Genomic DNA, 14020 nt, shown 5'->3' with positions numbered 1-14020 from the left:
CTCGACCTCTACCCCCACACCGACGCGCCCACCCCGCGACCACCTACACCCTCATCTGCGAAGAGCCCCTATACCGGGCGCCTCCGTCGCAAATTCTGCATTTCAACTAGCCCGCCAGGGCGCCACAGATTGACGGGTCGATTCAGCTCTTCGGCCCCGGCAGCGTGCTGTCGCTCAGCACCTCCCCACGCCCCGGGCTGTCTCTCAGCTCTCGCCAGCGCCCCCCACCTCCGCGCTACTGCCCAGTCCTCCCCGCACCCCCGCGCTGTCTCTCAGCTCTCGCCAGCGCGCCCACGGGGGCCCTCAGCTTTCCAGCGCCTCCGCGCTACCGCCGAGCTCGCCCCACGCCCCCGCGCCGCCCTCAGCGCACCCCCGAGCCCCACGCCTCCGCGCCGCCCCTCAGCGCACCCCCGCGCCCTTGCGCCGCCCCTCAGCTCTCCCCCGCGCCCTCGCGCACATCGGGCCCGCCGAACTGCAGCACGGTCTCGCCGTAGCTCTTCGTCCCGTCATCGCCCCAGCCGTCGGGCCACGTCACGGGCCGCGACCGGACCGAGCGTTCGATCACCACAAGCGCCTCATCGGTGAGCGCGGGCCGCAGTGCCACGAGCAGCTCCTCGACCTGCTCTGTGGTGACGTCATACGGCGGGTCAAGGAACACGAGTGTCGCGTCGTGCCCGGCCAGGGTCTGCGCCACACTCGCCGCGCGACCAGCCCGGATATCGCAGCGCGCGGTGACCCCGAGCGTCCGGGCGGTCTCCCGCAGGCGCCGCGCCGTCGGCCCATGTAGCTCCACCAAGAGAGCATGCTCGGCCCCGCGCGAGAGCGCTTCGAAGGCCAATCCCCCGGTGCCGGCGAAAAGGTCCAGCACACGGGCGCCGCGCACTGCATCCCAGCCGTCGAGGCGGTTGAACAGGGCCTCACGCACCTTGTCGGACGTGGGGCGGGTGCCCTTTCCAGGCGGGGCGGGGATCACGCGTCCGCCCAGCTCTCCGGCGACGATGCGCGGCATCTCAGCTCCTCTCCACGTCCGGGTCGGCGTCCCGCAAACGCGCAGCAATCGCGCCGGTCAGAGCCGGGTGGGCGCCGAGGTCCGGGTCCGTCGCGACCACCGCGAAGGCATCCTCACGGGCCTGCTCGATCGCCTTCGCATCGCGCAGCACATCGAGGTGGCGCAGGGTGCGCTGAAGACCGGACTGCTCCTCCCCCACAAGGTCACCGGCACCGCGGCGCCGCAGATCGAGCTCCGCGAGCGCGAACCCATCGGGCGCCTGGGCGATCGCCTCGAGGTGCTGGGAGTGGTCGGCGCCGGGGACGGCAGTGGTGTCGAAGAAGGCGATGCCGGCGTGCTCGCCGCGGCCCACGCGGCCGCGCAGCTGGTGCAGCTGGGAGACGCCGAAGCGTTCAGCATCCAGCACGATCATGGTCGAGGCGTTGGGGACGTCCACGCCCACCTCGATGACGGTGGTGGAGACCAGCAGGTCGATCTGCCCACTCGCCATCTGCTCCATGATCTGCTGCTTCTCCTCACCGGCCAGGCGTCCATGCAGCACCCCGATCCGGGCGCCTGCGAGCTCCGGGCGGGCGGCGAGACGCTCGGCGGTCTGCAGGACGCCGCGCGGGGGTTCGAGCGCAGCGGCCGTCGCCTCGTCGGCGAGGTACGGGGGAAGCGGGACGGCCTCATCCTCGTCGATGCGGGGACAGACGACGAACACCTGACGTCCGGCAGCGATCTCCTCCCCAGCGCGCTCCCACATGCGCTGCTCCCAGGCGGGCAGCTTCTCGTGGACGACGAAGCTCGTCACGCCTGCGCGCAGGCCCGGGCTCTCGCGCAGGGTGAGGACATCGAGATCGCCGACGGTCGCGAGCGCGGCGGTGCGTGGGATGGGGGTCGCAGTCATGACCACGACATGCGGGCTCATACCAGCCGGGCCCTTGGCGCGCAGGCGCCGACGGTGGTCCACACCGAAGCGGTGCTGCTCATCGATCACCACGAGCCCAAGCGCAGCGAACTCGACGCTCTCGGTGAGCAGTGCATGGGTGCCCACCACGATCCCGGCCTCCCCGGAGGTGACATCCAGAAGGGTCTCGCGTCGGCCCACGGTGCGCTGGGAACCGGTGAGCAGACGGACCTTCGTGGCCTGTGCGTGTCCGTCGAGCCGCCCGGCCCCGGCGAGGTCGCCGAGCAGCGTCGTGATGGTGCGGAAGTGCTGTTCGGCGAGGACTTCGGTGGGGGCGAGCAGCGCCGCCTGGTGGCCGGAATCGACGGCCCGCAGCATGGCACGCAGGGCGATGACGGTCTTCCCGGAGCCGACGTCTCCCTGCAGCAGCACGCTCGTGGGGTGATCGCGGCCGATGCGCTCGTTGAGCTCGGCGCCGATCTCCCGCTGTCCGGCGGTGAGGGTGAAGGGCAGGCGCTCGTCGAACAGATCCTGCAGGGGCCCGTCGGCGGTGAGCGACGGGGCGGGGGTGCGCTGGTCCTGGGCGCGGCGCTGGGCGAAGATCGCCTGCAGGACGAAGGCTTCTTCGAAACGCAGGTGGGCGAGCCCCCGTCGGGTGTCCTCAACGGTGGCCGGAGTGTGGATGAGGCGCACCGCCTCCTCGAGCGGTACGAGGCCGCGCCGGTCGAGCACCTCGTCGGGCACAGGACGGGAGAGCAGTCCCGCGTACTCGAGGCCCTTGGCTATGGCCGAGTGCATGGTGCGCTGGGCGATGTTCTTCTTCAGCGGGTAGATGGGGCGGGGCCGCAGGGCGTGGGCGCAACCGGCCGGGGTGTCCTCGACGGGTTCGTAGTCGGGGTGGGTGATCTGGAGGGCCTTGCGGTAGCTGTCGTAGCCGACGGTGCCGCGCACGAGGATCGTCGCGCCACGGGGCAGTCGGGAGCGGTGCCATTCCACCTGGAACTGCTTGGGCAGGAAGAACGTCAGCGGCAGCTGGTCGGTGCCATCGCCGACGGTGACCTCGAGGATGAATCCACGGCGGGAGCGCATGGCGCGGTCACGCACCGATTCCACGGTGACGACGGCGCTGACCTCCTCACCCTCGTGGACCTCGCGCAGGGATCGCAGCGGCGCGGGGACGACGTAGCGGCGCGGGGTGAAGCGCAGCAGGGCATCGAGGTCGCGCACGTCGAAGGAGGCCAGGGCCTTGATCTCCTTGGACTCGAGCAGCTCGCGCAGCGGCATGGATCCGCGGTGGCTCTCGAGCTTGCGGGCCATGGGGGCGGCTCCTTGCGGGCGATGAGGCGGGGCTGGATGAGATGCTGCTGAGATGATGCGAGACACGCTCCTGCGCGCCAATCGCATGTCCCATCGTGCCACTGTCCTGCGCTCCCGTGATGGATTGCACAGGCCGTGGCGCCGGGCGCACCCTTCAGGAAGGCGGCGTTCTGGGCTATGCTCGCGGGGTTGCCCTGACCGCCGGGCGCGCCCCGAGGTGCGACGTGGGAGCGGGCACTGCGATCAGAACTTCGACCATATCCAGGAGACGACAGTGGCTGCTTCCACGTGTGAAATCTGCGGCAAGGCTCCGCGCTTCGGCAAGGCCGTGTCTCACTCGCACCGCCGCACCTCGCGTCGCTGGAACCCGAACGTCCAGTCCGTGCGCACTGTGATCAAGGGAACCAGCAAGCGCGTGAACGTGTGCACCTCCTGCCTCAAGGCGGGCAAGGTCACGAGCCTCGGCGCCTGAGCGGGACACCGCACCAGCTTTTTCGACGACGCCCCCACCGGTCACGGTGGGGGCGTCGTCGTCTCCGCGTGCAGATGCGCTGATGGGGCAGATGCGCCGATGGGACTGTCGGGTGGCCCCGGTGCGCTCCTGTCAGGGCAGCTCCCGCAGGCGCGCGGTGAGGCCGTTCGGGATCTCCACGAGGTCCACGGGATCAATCTCGTCAGCGCGCAACGTCGCGAGCGGTGGAAGCGCAGGAAAGCTTCCCGCTCCGACCCCAGCCCCACCTTGTTCTACAGCGGATTTGCACTGTATGTGCCGTGTACGCAAAGAAGCGCTGTTCCATGACCGCGGCGGCGATGGGCCGGGTCGATCTCAAGCTCGACAAGGTCCCGGGTGGGATGCACAGTATTGGGTCAGTTATGGCACGCGCCACCGCGTGTCATAACCACGACCTATAGCCATCCGCATCAGGATTGCGCCAGGACCGCCCTTTATGGCACGGAAAGCTCCCGTAGACCGCATCGATAACGAATAGGGCATTGCCGCCGCCGCTGCCCGCTCCCGCCGGACGGTCATCCCGCCCGCACGCCCATCACCCCTCCACGACGGCCGCGCGGGGGTGAATTCCTCAGAGTCCGAATGCCCCGCCGCTGATGAGGATGAAGATGCCCAGGCCGATCAACACGATCGGGAACAGCACGTGCTCCCAGCGCTCCAGGGCTTCGGCGATCGGCCGACGGGTCGCGACGAACTTGGCCACCAGCACCAGGGCTGCCACCAAGACGAGGAACACCACGCAATACGCCACCACGGCCGCGGGGCTGACACTGAGGAAGACGGGGACGTAGACGCCGATGTTGTCCCCGCCGTTGGCGAAGGTGACTCCCGCGACGGTCAAGATCGTCACGTTCTTACCTTCGATCTTGGCGTCGTCATCATCGTCATCGTCGCCGCGCCAGGCATTCCACGCCGTCCACAGTCCTAGGCCCAGCGGGATGAGACCGAAGTACGGGATGGCCTGCTGGGGAAGGAAGGCTCCTGCCCCCGTTGCCACCAGGACCGCGGCGCCCAGAATCGCGGCGAAGCCGAGGTACTGGCCAACCAGGATCCGTAGCGTGGTGCCACGTCGCCCTCGGCCGCGGGCGAAGAACAGCGAGAGCACGATGATGTCGTCGATGTTGGTGGCAACGAACAGGCCGATCGCCTGCAGGATCGAAGTGAGCATCACGCCTGCCCCTCCGCACTGCAGCATCCCGGGACAGCGCAGGCGGGATCGACGCACGGCGCGCTCTCATCCACCGCCAAAGTCACTTCGATGAGCGCAGTCATCGCCCGCGCAAGATGGGGATCGGCGAGCTCGTAACGCATCTGGCGACCCTCGGGCTCAGCGACCACGATGCCGCAGTCCCGTAGGCACGTCAGATGGTTCGACACATTCGACCGCGTCAGCCCCAGATCAGAGGCCAGCTCCGCTGGATACGCCGGCCGCTCCAGCAAGGTCATCAGGATTCGGGACCGCGTCGGATCGAACATCGCCCGACCGAGGCGGTTCATCACGTCTAAACGAGAAGCAATAGTCAGCACAAGCTGAATAGCACATCAGACGCTGTACCGTGGCGGTACCGGGTATATGGAGGAGACTCAGATCACTGACGAGCTGGGCCCGGTTGTTCTCCTGGGCGTGGATGTGAAAGGCAGATGGCGGCTTTCTGTGCTCGCTCATTGGCGGTCGCCGTGCCGAGTGGCTGTCCTCGCGTCAGGGCAACCCAGGGCGGGACTACGAGTAGCCCGCCGCTCGGGCCGCGATCTGGGCTGTGCCGTAAACGGTCCGATCCGGCCCACCCCGACAATGCGCCGCTCCCCCGAGCTGCCCTCGCTCTCCAGCACGAGCGCCCGAAAGCCCGACCGCCAGCCATCGGGCTTCATCCACGAAAAGCGATGGCCGTCCCGCTCCACATCGGCCGCGGAGACGGGACGGAACCACCGCTGCTCCGGATCAGCGGTCACGCCACCGCTCACTCCGCCGTCACCTCCGCGAAGGTCGCGGTGTCGATGACGGCACGGAAATGCACGTCGCCGTCCACGACGCGGTCATAGGTAGCATCGGCCTCATCCACGGAGATGACCTCGACCTTCGCGGCGAAACCGTGCTCGGCGCAGAAGTCGAGCATCTCCTGGGTCTCGGCGATGCCACCGATGTTCGAGCCGGCCAGCACCTTGTTGTTGCCGATCAGGGAGCCGAAGGAGAGCTGCTGCCGCTCGGGCGGCAGGCCCACCACGCACATCACGCCGCGCGGAGCGAGCAGTCCCAGGTAGGCGTCCACGTCGATGTCGGCGCTGATGGTGTTGAGGATGAGGTCGAACTCGCCGCGGTGATCGGTGAAGAACCCCTCGGCGGTGGTAGCGAGGACCTGCGTAGCACCGAGGGCCTTGGCGTCCTCCTCCTTGCGCAGAGTGCGGGTGAGGACAGTGACGTCCGCGCCCATGGCCACGGCGATCTGCACGCCCATGTGGCCGAGACCGCCCAGGCCCAGCACGGCGACCTTCTTGGGGCTGCCGTCGATCTGGTCTCCGGCGCCCCACCGATTCAGCGGCGAGTAGGTGGTGATCCCGGCGCACAGCAGCGGCGCGGCCTGCTGAAAGTCGATCTGCTCCGGCAGGCGCAGCACGAACTTCTCGTTGACCACCACCTTCTCGGCGTAGCCGCCCTGGGTGATGGTGCCGTCGACGTCCTTCGCGTTGTAGGTGCCCACGTTGCCGTTCAGGCAGGACTGCTCGTTGTCGGCACGGCACTCACGGCAATCGCCGCACGAATTCACCAGGCAGCCCACGCCCACGCGGTCACCGACCTGGAACGCGGTGACGTCCGCGCCGACGGCGGAGACGATGCCGGCGATCTCGTGCCCGACGGTGAGGGGGAAATGCGCCTCGCCCCATTCATTGCGAATCGTGTGGATATCGCTGTGGCAGATCCCGGCCGCCTTGATGTCGATGACGACGTCATCGGGCCGCGGGTCGCGCCGCTCGATCATGGTGACGCGGAAAGGCTGGTCGGGGGCGGTCTTCTGCAGCGCCTTGACGGTGAAGGGCACGGCGTCCTCCTGGTCTCGTGGGGTTTTTCTCAGCCTACGGGGGAACTCTGGAAGTGATCGAAGCCCCGACCGCGGATCGGCTCCCCGCTCAGTGTCACGGGATGTGCGGCACGTTCGGTGACCCGTCCGATGGGACGGAAGTCCTGCGGCAGGGCCGACGGGGCGAAGGTCGCGAGCATCGCGTGCTCCTCTCCGCCGTGCAGCACCCACTGCCAGGGGTCGGTCTCCAGACACGTCGCAAGCTCCGCGAGCGCCTCGACGTCCGGCTGCAGCGCGGCGGGGTCCAGGTCGAGGCTCACCGCGGACGCGGCGGCGATCCGGGCACCGTCCCGCACCAGCCCGTCGGACAGATCCAGCATGGCGTGCGCTGCGCGCCCGCTCCCCCACCCGCGTTGCAGGTCAACGCGCGGAGCGTTGTGGTGGCGCACCAGCTCCTCATATCCCGCCGCGCCCGTGACCGTGCCCTCCGGGCCGACGCGCACCTGCCTGGAGAGGACGAGGGCGAGGCCCGCGGCGCTGCGACCCAGGCGCTCGGTGCCGATCGCGAGGACATCCCCGGGGCGGGCCCCGGAGCGCAGCACCGGCTCGGCGTCATCGGCGAGGGTGCCGAGCGCCGTGACGGTGAGGGTGATGACATCGGCCCGCCCCAGGTCACCGCCGACGATCACCGCGCCATCGCTCGCCGCCCGCTCGGCCAGCCCAGCCGTGACCTGCTCGAACACGTGCGCCGAGGTGTCAGCGGGGGCGGAGAGGGAGCTCAGCAGCGCGACAGGCCGGGCGCCCATCGCCGCGATATCAGCGAGATTCTGCACGGCGGCCTTCTCCCCCACCCAGCGGGGGTACGTCGTCTTGGGCAGAAAGTCGTAGCCTTCGACGATCGTGTCGGTGCTCGCGACGATCCGGCCGATGCCGGGGCGCAGCACCGCGGCATCATCCCCGGGGCCGATCTCCACCAGCGGCGAGGTACACAGGTGAGGCTGCAGCCGGGCGAGCAGCGCGGCCTCGCCCTGCGGGGCGTCGGTGGGCTGAGAGGTCATGGGCCCACGGTAGTCTCGTCGGGTGCCCCGAACCCGCTCCCTCACTGTGCTGTCCGCCGTGCTGATCGCCGTCGGCGTGACCTCGTGCGGCACGGTGCAGGTGCCGCCGGGGCCGCAGGCCCAGGACCCGGTGTGCGCGAACATCGTCATCGGGGCGCCGCCGGAGATGCTCGGCATGTCGCAGCAGGAGACCTCCAGCCAGGGCACCGTGGCGTGGGGACGCGGGCAGGATGCGGTCGTGATGCGCTGCGGGGTCACTCCGCCGGGGCCGACGACGGACCTGTGCACCACCCTCGATGACGGCACCGGCACCGAGGTGGACTGGATCGTCCGTGAGCTCGAGGGCGATGTGGTGCTGTTCACGACCTATGGGCGCGAACCCGCGATCGATGTGACGGTGCCGCGCTCAGTCGCCCCGGACCAGCCCTCCGCCGCCCCACTCGAGCTGACGCAGCTGGTCAGCCGGTACATCGAGGCGACGGACCGCTGCATCGGCCCCGGGGAGACCGCCGCCGAATGAGCCCGCCCGGCCTCTGTCAGCGCGGGCCGAGCCGCCGGTTGCTGGCCAGCTCCACGAGGTCCGCGATGAGGTCCGCGTAGCTGAGCCCCATGTTCTCCCACAGCACCGGGAACATGGAGTACGGGGTGAAGCCGGGCATCGTGTTGACCTCGTTGACCATGACCTCTCCGGTCTCGGTGACGAAGGTGTCCACGCGCGCCAGGCCCTCGAGGCTGAGGGCGGTGAAGCTGCGGGCGGCGATCTCCCGCACCTCCTCCAGCAAGTGATCCGGCAGAGCGGCGGGCACGTCGATCACCACGGTGCCCTTGCCGAAATACTTGGCCTCGTAGTCATAGAACTCGAGGTCCTCCCCCACTTTCACCTCGCCGGGGATGGTGGTGCGCGCCTCGGCGCCGTCGTGCCCCTGCAGCACGCCGCATTCCACCTCGCGGGCAGCCACGGCTTCCTCGATCAGCACCTTGGGGTCCTCGGCGAAGGCGGCCTGCAGCGCGGCCTCGAGATCCTCGGGACGCTCCACGCGGGTGACGCCAAGGCTCGAACCGGCGCGGGCAGGTTTGACGAACCACGGCAGGTCATGGTGGCGGCGCATATGGTCGAGAACCTGCTGGGCGCCACGATCCCAACGGTCCTGGTGCACCACGATGCCAGGGGCGACGGGGATGCCGGCGGCGCGCAGGGTCATCTTCGTGGCGGCCTTGTCCATCGAGGCAGCGGAGGCGAGCACCCCGGAGCCGACGTAGGGAATGTCGAGCATCTCGAACATGCCCTGGACGGTGCCGTCCTCGCCGTAGGGGCCGTGCAGCAACGGCCAGATGACATCCACCTCGGCCAGGGGGCGCACGGCGCCATCGGCGATGGTGCGCAGCTGCACGCGCTCACCGGGGCGGTGCCGCTCGGCGGGCAGCAGCACTTCGGGCCCGTCGGGATCCACCTCGGGGGTGCGGCCGCCCACGAGAGTCCAGTCGGCCGGGTCATCGGAGACGTGGATCCAGCGTCCCTCCCGCGTGATCCCGACGGCGATGACGTCGAAGCGTTCGCGGTCGATCGCGCCGAGGATGCCGCCGGCGGTGACGCACGAAATGCCGTGCTCGCCGCTGCGGCCGCCGAACAGGAGGGCGACGGAAGTTCTCATGGGGCGAGAGTAATCATTCGGGCCGCACGGATCGTGCCAGCAGGGCCGCGGTGACGTCGTCGATCTGCGCACCGTGGTCCACGACCTCGACCACCGCGCGAGTGATCGGCATGTCCACGCCCAGGCGCTCGGCGATCTCGGCGACAGCGCGGGCGGTGGCAACGCCCTCGGCGGTCTGGCCCACCTCGGCGGCGGCCGCGGCGACATCGAGTCCGCGCCCGAGCGCGAGGCCCAGCCGGTGGTTGCGCGACAGCGGCGACGAGCATGTGGCCACGAGGTCGCCCATCCCGGCAAGGCCCGCGAAGGTCTCGCGCCGCCCGCCGAGGGCTTCACCGAGCCGGGTGATCTCCGCCAGGCCCCGCGTGATCAGCGAGGCGGTGGTGTTGTGGCCGTGCCCGAGCCCGGTCGCAGCGCCCACGGCGATCGCGATGACGTTCTTCACCGCCCCGGCGATCTCGACCCCGACGACATCGGTGGAGGTGTAAACCCGCAGGTAGGGGGCGGTGATCCACGAAGCCACGCGGGCGGCGAGGGCGGCGTCGGGACAGGCGATGACGCTGCCGCAGGGGCGGCGCTCGAGGATCTCGCGGGACAGGTTCGGGCCCGACAGCACCCCGGTGAGCGATCGGTCCGCTCCCCCGGCTTCGGTGAGAAGTTCGGTGATCCGGCGGTCGGTGCCCCGTTCGATGCCTTTGGTCAGCGACAGCACCGGCACCGCAGGCAGAGTCGGCCAGGTGCCCAGGGTCTCGCGCAGGGACTGGGCGGGGACGGCGATGATGAGCGCATCAGCGTCCGCGAGGGCCTCATCGATGCTGCTGGTGGCCCGCAGAGCATCAGGCAGCTCGTGGTCTCCGAGATAGGCGCGGTTGCGGTGGGTCTCGCGGATCTCGCGGGCCACCTCCTCGCGGCGGGCCCACAGGGTGACCTGCGCACCGGAGTCGGCGAGGACCTGCGCGAAAGTGGTGCCCCAGCTGCCGGCACCGAGGACGGCCAGGCGCGGCGTCGGTACGGTGGGAACGGGCTCGAAAGACGTGGTGATCATGGGGTCTGCTTCCAGGCGCGGTAGCCCGGGACGGGCTGGCCGATCTCGGGGCGGTGCGCGTCGCTGCGCGGATCGTGCAGGACGTCGGGCGGGGTGTCTCCGCGCAGCGTCCCGAGCAGCTCCGCGATCGCTGCCATGAGCTGCGCGGTGATGCGCTCCTCGGCGGCGCGGGCATCCTCGCCGGGGCGGGGCGCGACGGTCATCGGCTCTCCCACGCGTATCTGGACGCGGCGGCCGGGCCCGGGGTGCGGGATCGGGGAGCCGACGGGCCACAGCAGGCGGGTGCCCCAGCAGGCTACGGGCAGCAGCGGCGCCCCGGTGGCCAGGGCCAGGCGGGCCGCCCCGAGCCGCCCCTGCATGGGCCACAGCTCGGGGTCGCGGGTGTAGGTGCCCTCGGGGAAGATCAGCAGCAGCTCCCCGCGGGCGAGGGCTGCGCGGGCGGCGGCGAGAGCGTCGGCGCTACGGGAGCTGCCGCGCAGCACCGGGATCTGGCCGGTGGAACGCAGGATATGCCCCAGCCCGGGGATGCGCAGGATCGACTCCTTGGCCAGGAACCGGGGTGCGGCGCCGCTGGCATGCAGCAGATGCCCGTAGGCCAGCGCGTCCAGCGGGGAGAGGTGGTTGCCGCACACGATGACCGGCCCGTGGGCGGGGATGTTCTCGGTGCCCTCCCAGTGCGGGCGGGTCAGCGCCAGCAGCAGGGGCCGCAGCGGGATCTGCAGCAGGCCGATGATCCAGCCGGAGCGGCGCTCCGGGGCGCGGGTGCCGGGGAGATCCCACGAGCGGGCGGTGCGGCTGCGGCGCAGGCGCTCACGCAGGGCGCGGGGGATGCGGATGCGCATGCTCGCCGCCCGAGCGCCCTCAGCCGCGGTCCGCGCCGCCGCGGCCCAGGGCCTTGCGGGTGACCTGCCCGGTGATCGAACCCGCTGCACCCTGCCCGGCCAGTTCGCGGCGCCGCAGAGTGGTGGGGGCCCGACGGGCCAGAGTGTTCACGGCTGCAGCGTGCATGAGGCGACGCGGGGCGAAGGAGAGACGGCCCCGCAGGGAGCGGTACTTCACGGCGGTGGTGACCTGCAGCAGGTCCCCGCCGGGCAGCAGCGCCACACCGATGCGCACCCGCAGCTTGTCGTCATCGTCGATGATCAGCGCCTCGGAGCCCACCACCTCATCGGCCACGTACTCCTTGGCCGGGGGTGGGACCATGTCGAACAGGCGCACCGCCTCATCGCGCAGAGCCCGCAGGCCGCGGGTGGACAGCGGCGTGTTCTCGTGGGCGAAGATCGCATCGGCCCACACCCGCGGATCGGATTCCTGCACCCCGGCGGTGGGGACGATCACCACATCGCAGTAGTCGGGGATCGGTATGTCGCGCAGGGCCAGGGATCCGGCGGCGCCGACGGGCGGGGCGCTCACGGGTTCGGGGTCGCTCACGATGATCTGCTCGTCGTCCTGGGGCTGCTCGCTCACGCGTCGTCCTCCCAGAACTCCGCGCCGAGGGCGGTGAGCTTCTCGCGGAAGGACTCGTAGCCGCGGTCGATCAGGCCGATGCCGCGGATGGAGGAGACGCCCTCGGCGCCGAGCGCGGCGATGAGGTAGGAGAAGCCGCCGCGCAGATCCGGGACGGTGATGTCCGCGCCGTGCAGGGAGGTGGGGCCGGAGATGACGGCGGAGTGGTTGAAGTTGCTGCGACCGAAGCGGCAGCTCGAGCCGCCCAGGCAGTCGCGGTACACCTGGATGCGAGCGCCCATGTCGTTCAGCGCGCTGGTGAAGCCCAGGCGGTTCTCGTACACGGTCTCGTGGAGGATCGAGATGCCGTCGGCCTGCGTGAGGGCGACCACCAGCGGTTGCTGCCAGTCGGTCATGAAGCCGGGGTGTACGTCGGTCTCCAGGGCGATGGCCTTCAGCGGCGTGCCCGGGTGGTAGAAGCGGATGCCGTCCTCGCGGATGTCCATCCCGCCGCCGACCTTGCGGAAGATGTTCAGGAAGGTGGACATGGGCTTCTGCTGCGCCCCGCGCACGGTCACAGACCCGCCGGTGACCAGGGCGGCGCAGGCCCAGGAACCGGCCTCGATGCGGTCCGGCAGGGCGGTGTGCTCGTAGCCGCCGAGGCTCTCGACGCCCTCGATGATGATGGTGCGGTCGGTCTGCAGCGAGATGATCGCGCCCATCTTCTGCAGCACCGCGATGAGGTCCTCGATCTCGGGCTCGACGGCGGCGCCGGTGAGCTCCGTGGTGCCGCGGGCGCGCACAGCGGTCAGCAGCACCTGCTCGGTCGCGCCGACGCTCGGGTACTCCAGGTGGATGCGCGCGCCGCTCAGCCCGTCGGGCGCGGTGATGTGGATGCCCATCTCGCGCTTGTCGACGACCGCGCCGAAGTTGCGCAGCACATCGAGGTGGTAGTTGATGGGCCGATCACCGATCCGGCAGCCGCCCAGATCAGGGATGATCGCCTCCCCCAGGCGGTGCAGCAGGGGGCCGCAGAACAAGATCGGGATGCGAGAGCTGCCGGCGTGGGCGTCGATGTCCGCGACATGCGCCTTCTCGACGTTCGACGGGTCCATCTGCAGCACACCCGCCTCGACGTCGAGGTCGACCTTGACGCCGTGGATGCGCAGCAGGTCCGAGACGATGCGGACGTCGGAGATGTCCGGCACCGAGCGCAGCACCGACGGCTCCTCCCCCAAGAGGGAGGCGACCATCGCCTTCGATACGAGGTTCTTGGCCCCGCGGACGGTGATCTCGCCGTCCAGGGGACGGCCTCCGCGCACATGGAAAGTCGAGCTCATGGTGTCCTTGCGTAGCGATGCGGACGTCGCTGAGCGTCCGTTCCTGACCGAGCGAGCATACCGGAGCAGGCCGTGCGCGGACCGTAAGCTCGGGCACGTCCCGCGCCGCGGCGGGGCGTGCCCGGGCAGGTCAGTCGGCGGTTCGGGCCGGCAGGGTGCGGGGCATCCACGCCGGGCGGCGCTGCTCGAATGCCGTGATGTCCGCCTCGTGGCGCAGGGTCAGGCCGATGTCATCCAGGCCCTCCATGAGGCGCCAGCGCGTGTAGTCGTCGATCTCCAGGCGGAAGACCGCGTCGGCAGCCGTGACCTGACGCTGGACGATGTCGACGGTGACCTCGGTGCCGGGCTCCTCCTCGAGGATCTTCCACAGCTGCTCGATGTCATCCTGCGCGAGCACTCCGGCGACGAGCCCCTGCTTGCCGGCGTTGCCGCGGAAGATCTCGGCGAAGCGGCTGGAGAGCACGGCCCGGAAGCCGTAGTCACGCAGCGCCCACACGGCGTGTTCGCGGGAGGAGCCGGTGCCGAAGTCCGGTCCGGCCACGAGCACGGAGCCGCAGGAGTAGGCGGGACGGTTGAGTACGAAGTCGGGGTCATTCGTGCGCCAGGCGTGGAACAGCCCATCGTCGAAGCCGGTCTTGGTGACGCGCTTGAGGTAGACGGCAGGGATGATCTGGTCGGTGTCGACGTTGCTGCGCCGCAGGGGGACGCCGATGCCGGTGTGGGTGGTGACGGGTTCCATGAC

At 70.1% G+C, this 14020-nt stretch carries 14 protein-coding genes; 2 read left to right on the top strand and 12 right to left on the bottom strand.

The genetic code is table 11. From position 1 onward, the window contains the following. Window positions 1–430: 430 nt before the first annotated feature. The gene (gene rsmD / locus CJ197_RS02980) at window positions 431–1009 is read right to left on the bottom strand and encodes a 16S rRNA (guanine(966)-N(2))-methyltransferase RsmD (protein WP_102235246.1); all 579 of its coding nucleotides are present in this window, start codon (window positions 1007–1009) and stop codon (window positions 431–433) included. A 1-nt stretch (window position 1010) separates the two neighbouring features. After that, window positions 1011–3215: an ATP-dependent DNA helicase RecG gene (locus CJ197_RS02975; RefSeq protein ID WP_102235245.1), complete on the bottom strand. Its 2205-nt coding sequence runs from the start codon at window positions 3213–3215 to the stop codon at window positions 1011–1013. Window positions 3216–3489: 274 nt separating this feature from the next. On the opposite strand from CJ197_RS02975, the gene rpmB reads away from it, so the two are divergent. Beyond that, a complete protein-coding gene (rpmB, locus tag CJ197_RS02970) occupies window positions 3490–3687 on the top strand; it encodes a 50S ribosomal protein L28 (protein ID WP_102235244.1) in 198 nt (65 codons plus the stop codon). A 610-nt stretch (window positions 3688–4297) separates the two neighbouring features. Here rpmB and CJ197_RS02960 read toward each other — a convergent pair. The 4 genes from CJ197_RS02960 to thiL form a co-directional block, all read right to left on the bottom strand. Continuing rightward, the gene (locus tag CJ197_RS02960) at window positions 4298–4897 is read right to left on the bottom strand and encodes a cadmium resistance transporter (protein WP_199173854.1); all 600 of its coding nucleotides are present in this window, start codon (window positions 4895–4897) and stop codon (window positions 4298–4300) included. Beyond that, complete coding sequence (locus tag CJ197_RS02955; RefSeq protein ID WP_102235242.1) at window positions 4894–5253, bottom strand: helix-turn-helix transcriptional regulator; 360 nt, start codon at window positions 5251–5253, stop codon at window positions 4894–4896. Before CJ197_RS02955 ends, CJ197_RS02960 begins: the two co-directional genes overlap by 4 nt. Window positions 5254–5684: 431 nt before the next feature. Next, window positions 5685–6761 carry an NAD(P)-dependent alcohol dehydrogenase gene (locus CJ197_RS02945; RefSeq protein ID WP_102235241.1) on the bottom strand — a complete coding sequence of 359 codons (1077 nt, stop codon included), beginning with the start codon at window positions 6759–6761 and terminating at the stop codon, window positions 5685–5687. A gap of 29 nt (window positions 6762–6790) precedes the next feature. Beyond that, window positions 6791–7798 carry a thiamine-phosphate kinase gene (thiL, locus tag CJ197_RS02940; RefSeq protein WP_102235240.1) on the bottom strand — a complete coding sequence of 336 codons (1008 nt, stop codon included), beginning with the start codon at window positions 7796–7798 and terminating at the stop codon, window positions 6791–6793. Between the two features lie 22 nt (window positions 7799–7820). Here thiL and CJ197_RS02935 point away from each other — a divergent pair, with 22 nt between their 5' ends. Then, window positions 7821–8318: a DUF3515 family protein gene (locus CJ197_RS02935; RefSeq protein WP_102235239.1), complete on the top strand. Its 498-nt coding sequence runs from the start codon at window positions 7821–7823 to the stop codon at window positions 8316–8318. Window positions 8319–8334: 16 nt separating this feature from the next. Here the strand turns inward: CJ197_RS02935 and CJ197_RS02930 are convergent, their stop codons facing one another. From CJ197_RS02930 to leuD, 6 genes are all read right to left on the bottom strand, one after another. Next, window positions 8335–9450: a D-alanine--D-alanine ligase family protein gene (locus CJ197_RS02930; protein WP_102235238.1), complete on the bottom strand. Its 1116-nt coding sequence runs from the start codon at window positions 9448–9450 to the stop codon at window positions 8335–8337. 13 nt (window positions 9451–9463) lie between these two features. Continuing rightward, window positions 9464–10492: an NAD(P)H-dependent glycerol-3-phosphate dehydrogenase gene (locus CJ197_RS02925; protein WP_158239350.1), complete on the bottom strand. Its 1029-nt coding sequence runs from the start codon at window positions 10490–10492 to the stop codon at window positions 9464–9466. Further along, window positions 10489–11334, bottom strand: a complete 846-nt coding sequence (locus tag CJ197_RS02920) for a 1-acyl-sn-glycerol-3-phosphate acyltransferase (protein ID WP_102235237.1) — start codon at window positions 11332–11334, stop codon at window positions 10489–10491. The genes CJ197_RS02925 and CJ197_RS02920 overlap by 4 nt, the downstream gene beginning before the upstream one ends. A gap of 19 nt (window positions 11335–11353) precedes the next feature. Then, window positions 11354–11959 carry a DUF2867 domain-containing protein gene (locus CJ197_RS02915; RefSeq protein ID WP_233190612.1) on the bottom strand — a complete coding sequence of 202 codons (606 nt, stop codon included), beginning with the start codon at window positions 11957–11959 and terminating at the stop codon, window positions 11354–11356. Continuing rightward, window positions 11956–13278 (bottom strand): UDP-N-acetylglucosamine 1-carboxyvinyltransferase, encoded by a 1323-nt coding sequence (murA, locus tag CJ197_RS02910; RefSeq protein WP_102235236.1) that lies wholly within the window; start codon window positions 13276–13278, stop codon window positions 11956–11958. The genes CJ197_RS02915 and murA overlap by 4 nt, the downstream gene beginning before the upstream one ends. 130 nt (window positions 13279–13408) lie before the next feature. Then, a complete protein-coding gene (gene leuD / locus CJ197_RS02905) occupies window positions 13409–14017 on the bottom strand; it encodes a 3-isopropylmalate dehydratase small subunit (protein WP_102235235.1) in 609 nt (202 codons plus the stop codon). Between the last annotated feature and the right edge of the window lie 3 nt (window positions 14018–14020).

The sequence above is a fragment of the Brachybacterium sp. UMB0905 genome (genome assembly GCF_002871795.1).
Lineage (GTDB): Bacteria > Actinomycetota > Actinomycetes > Actinomycetales > Dermabacteraceae > Brachybacterium.
Note: the sequence above shows the minus strand (reverse complement) of the source record. Positions and strands in the feature narration are given on the sequence as shown.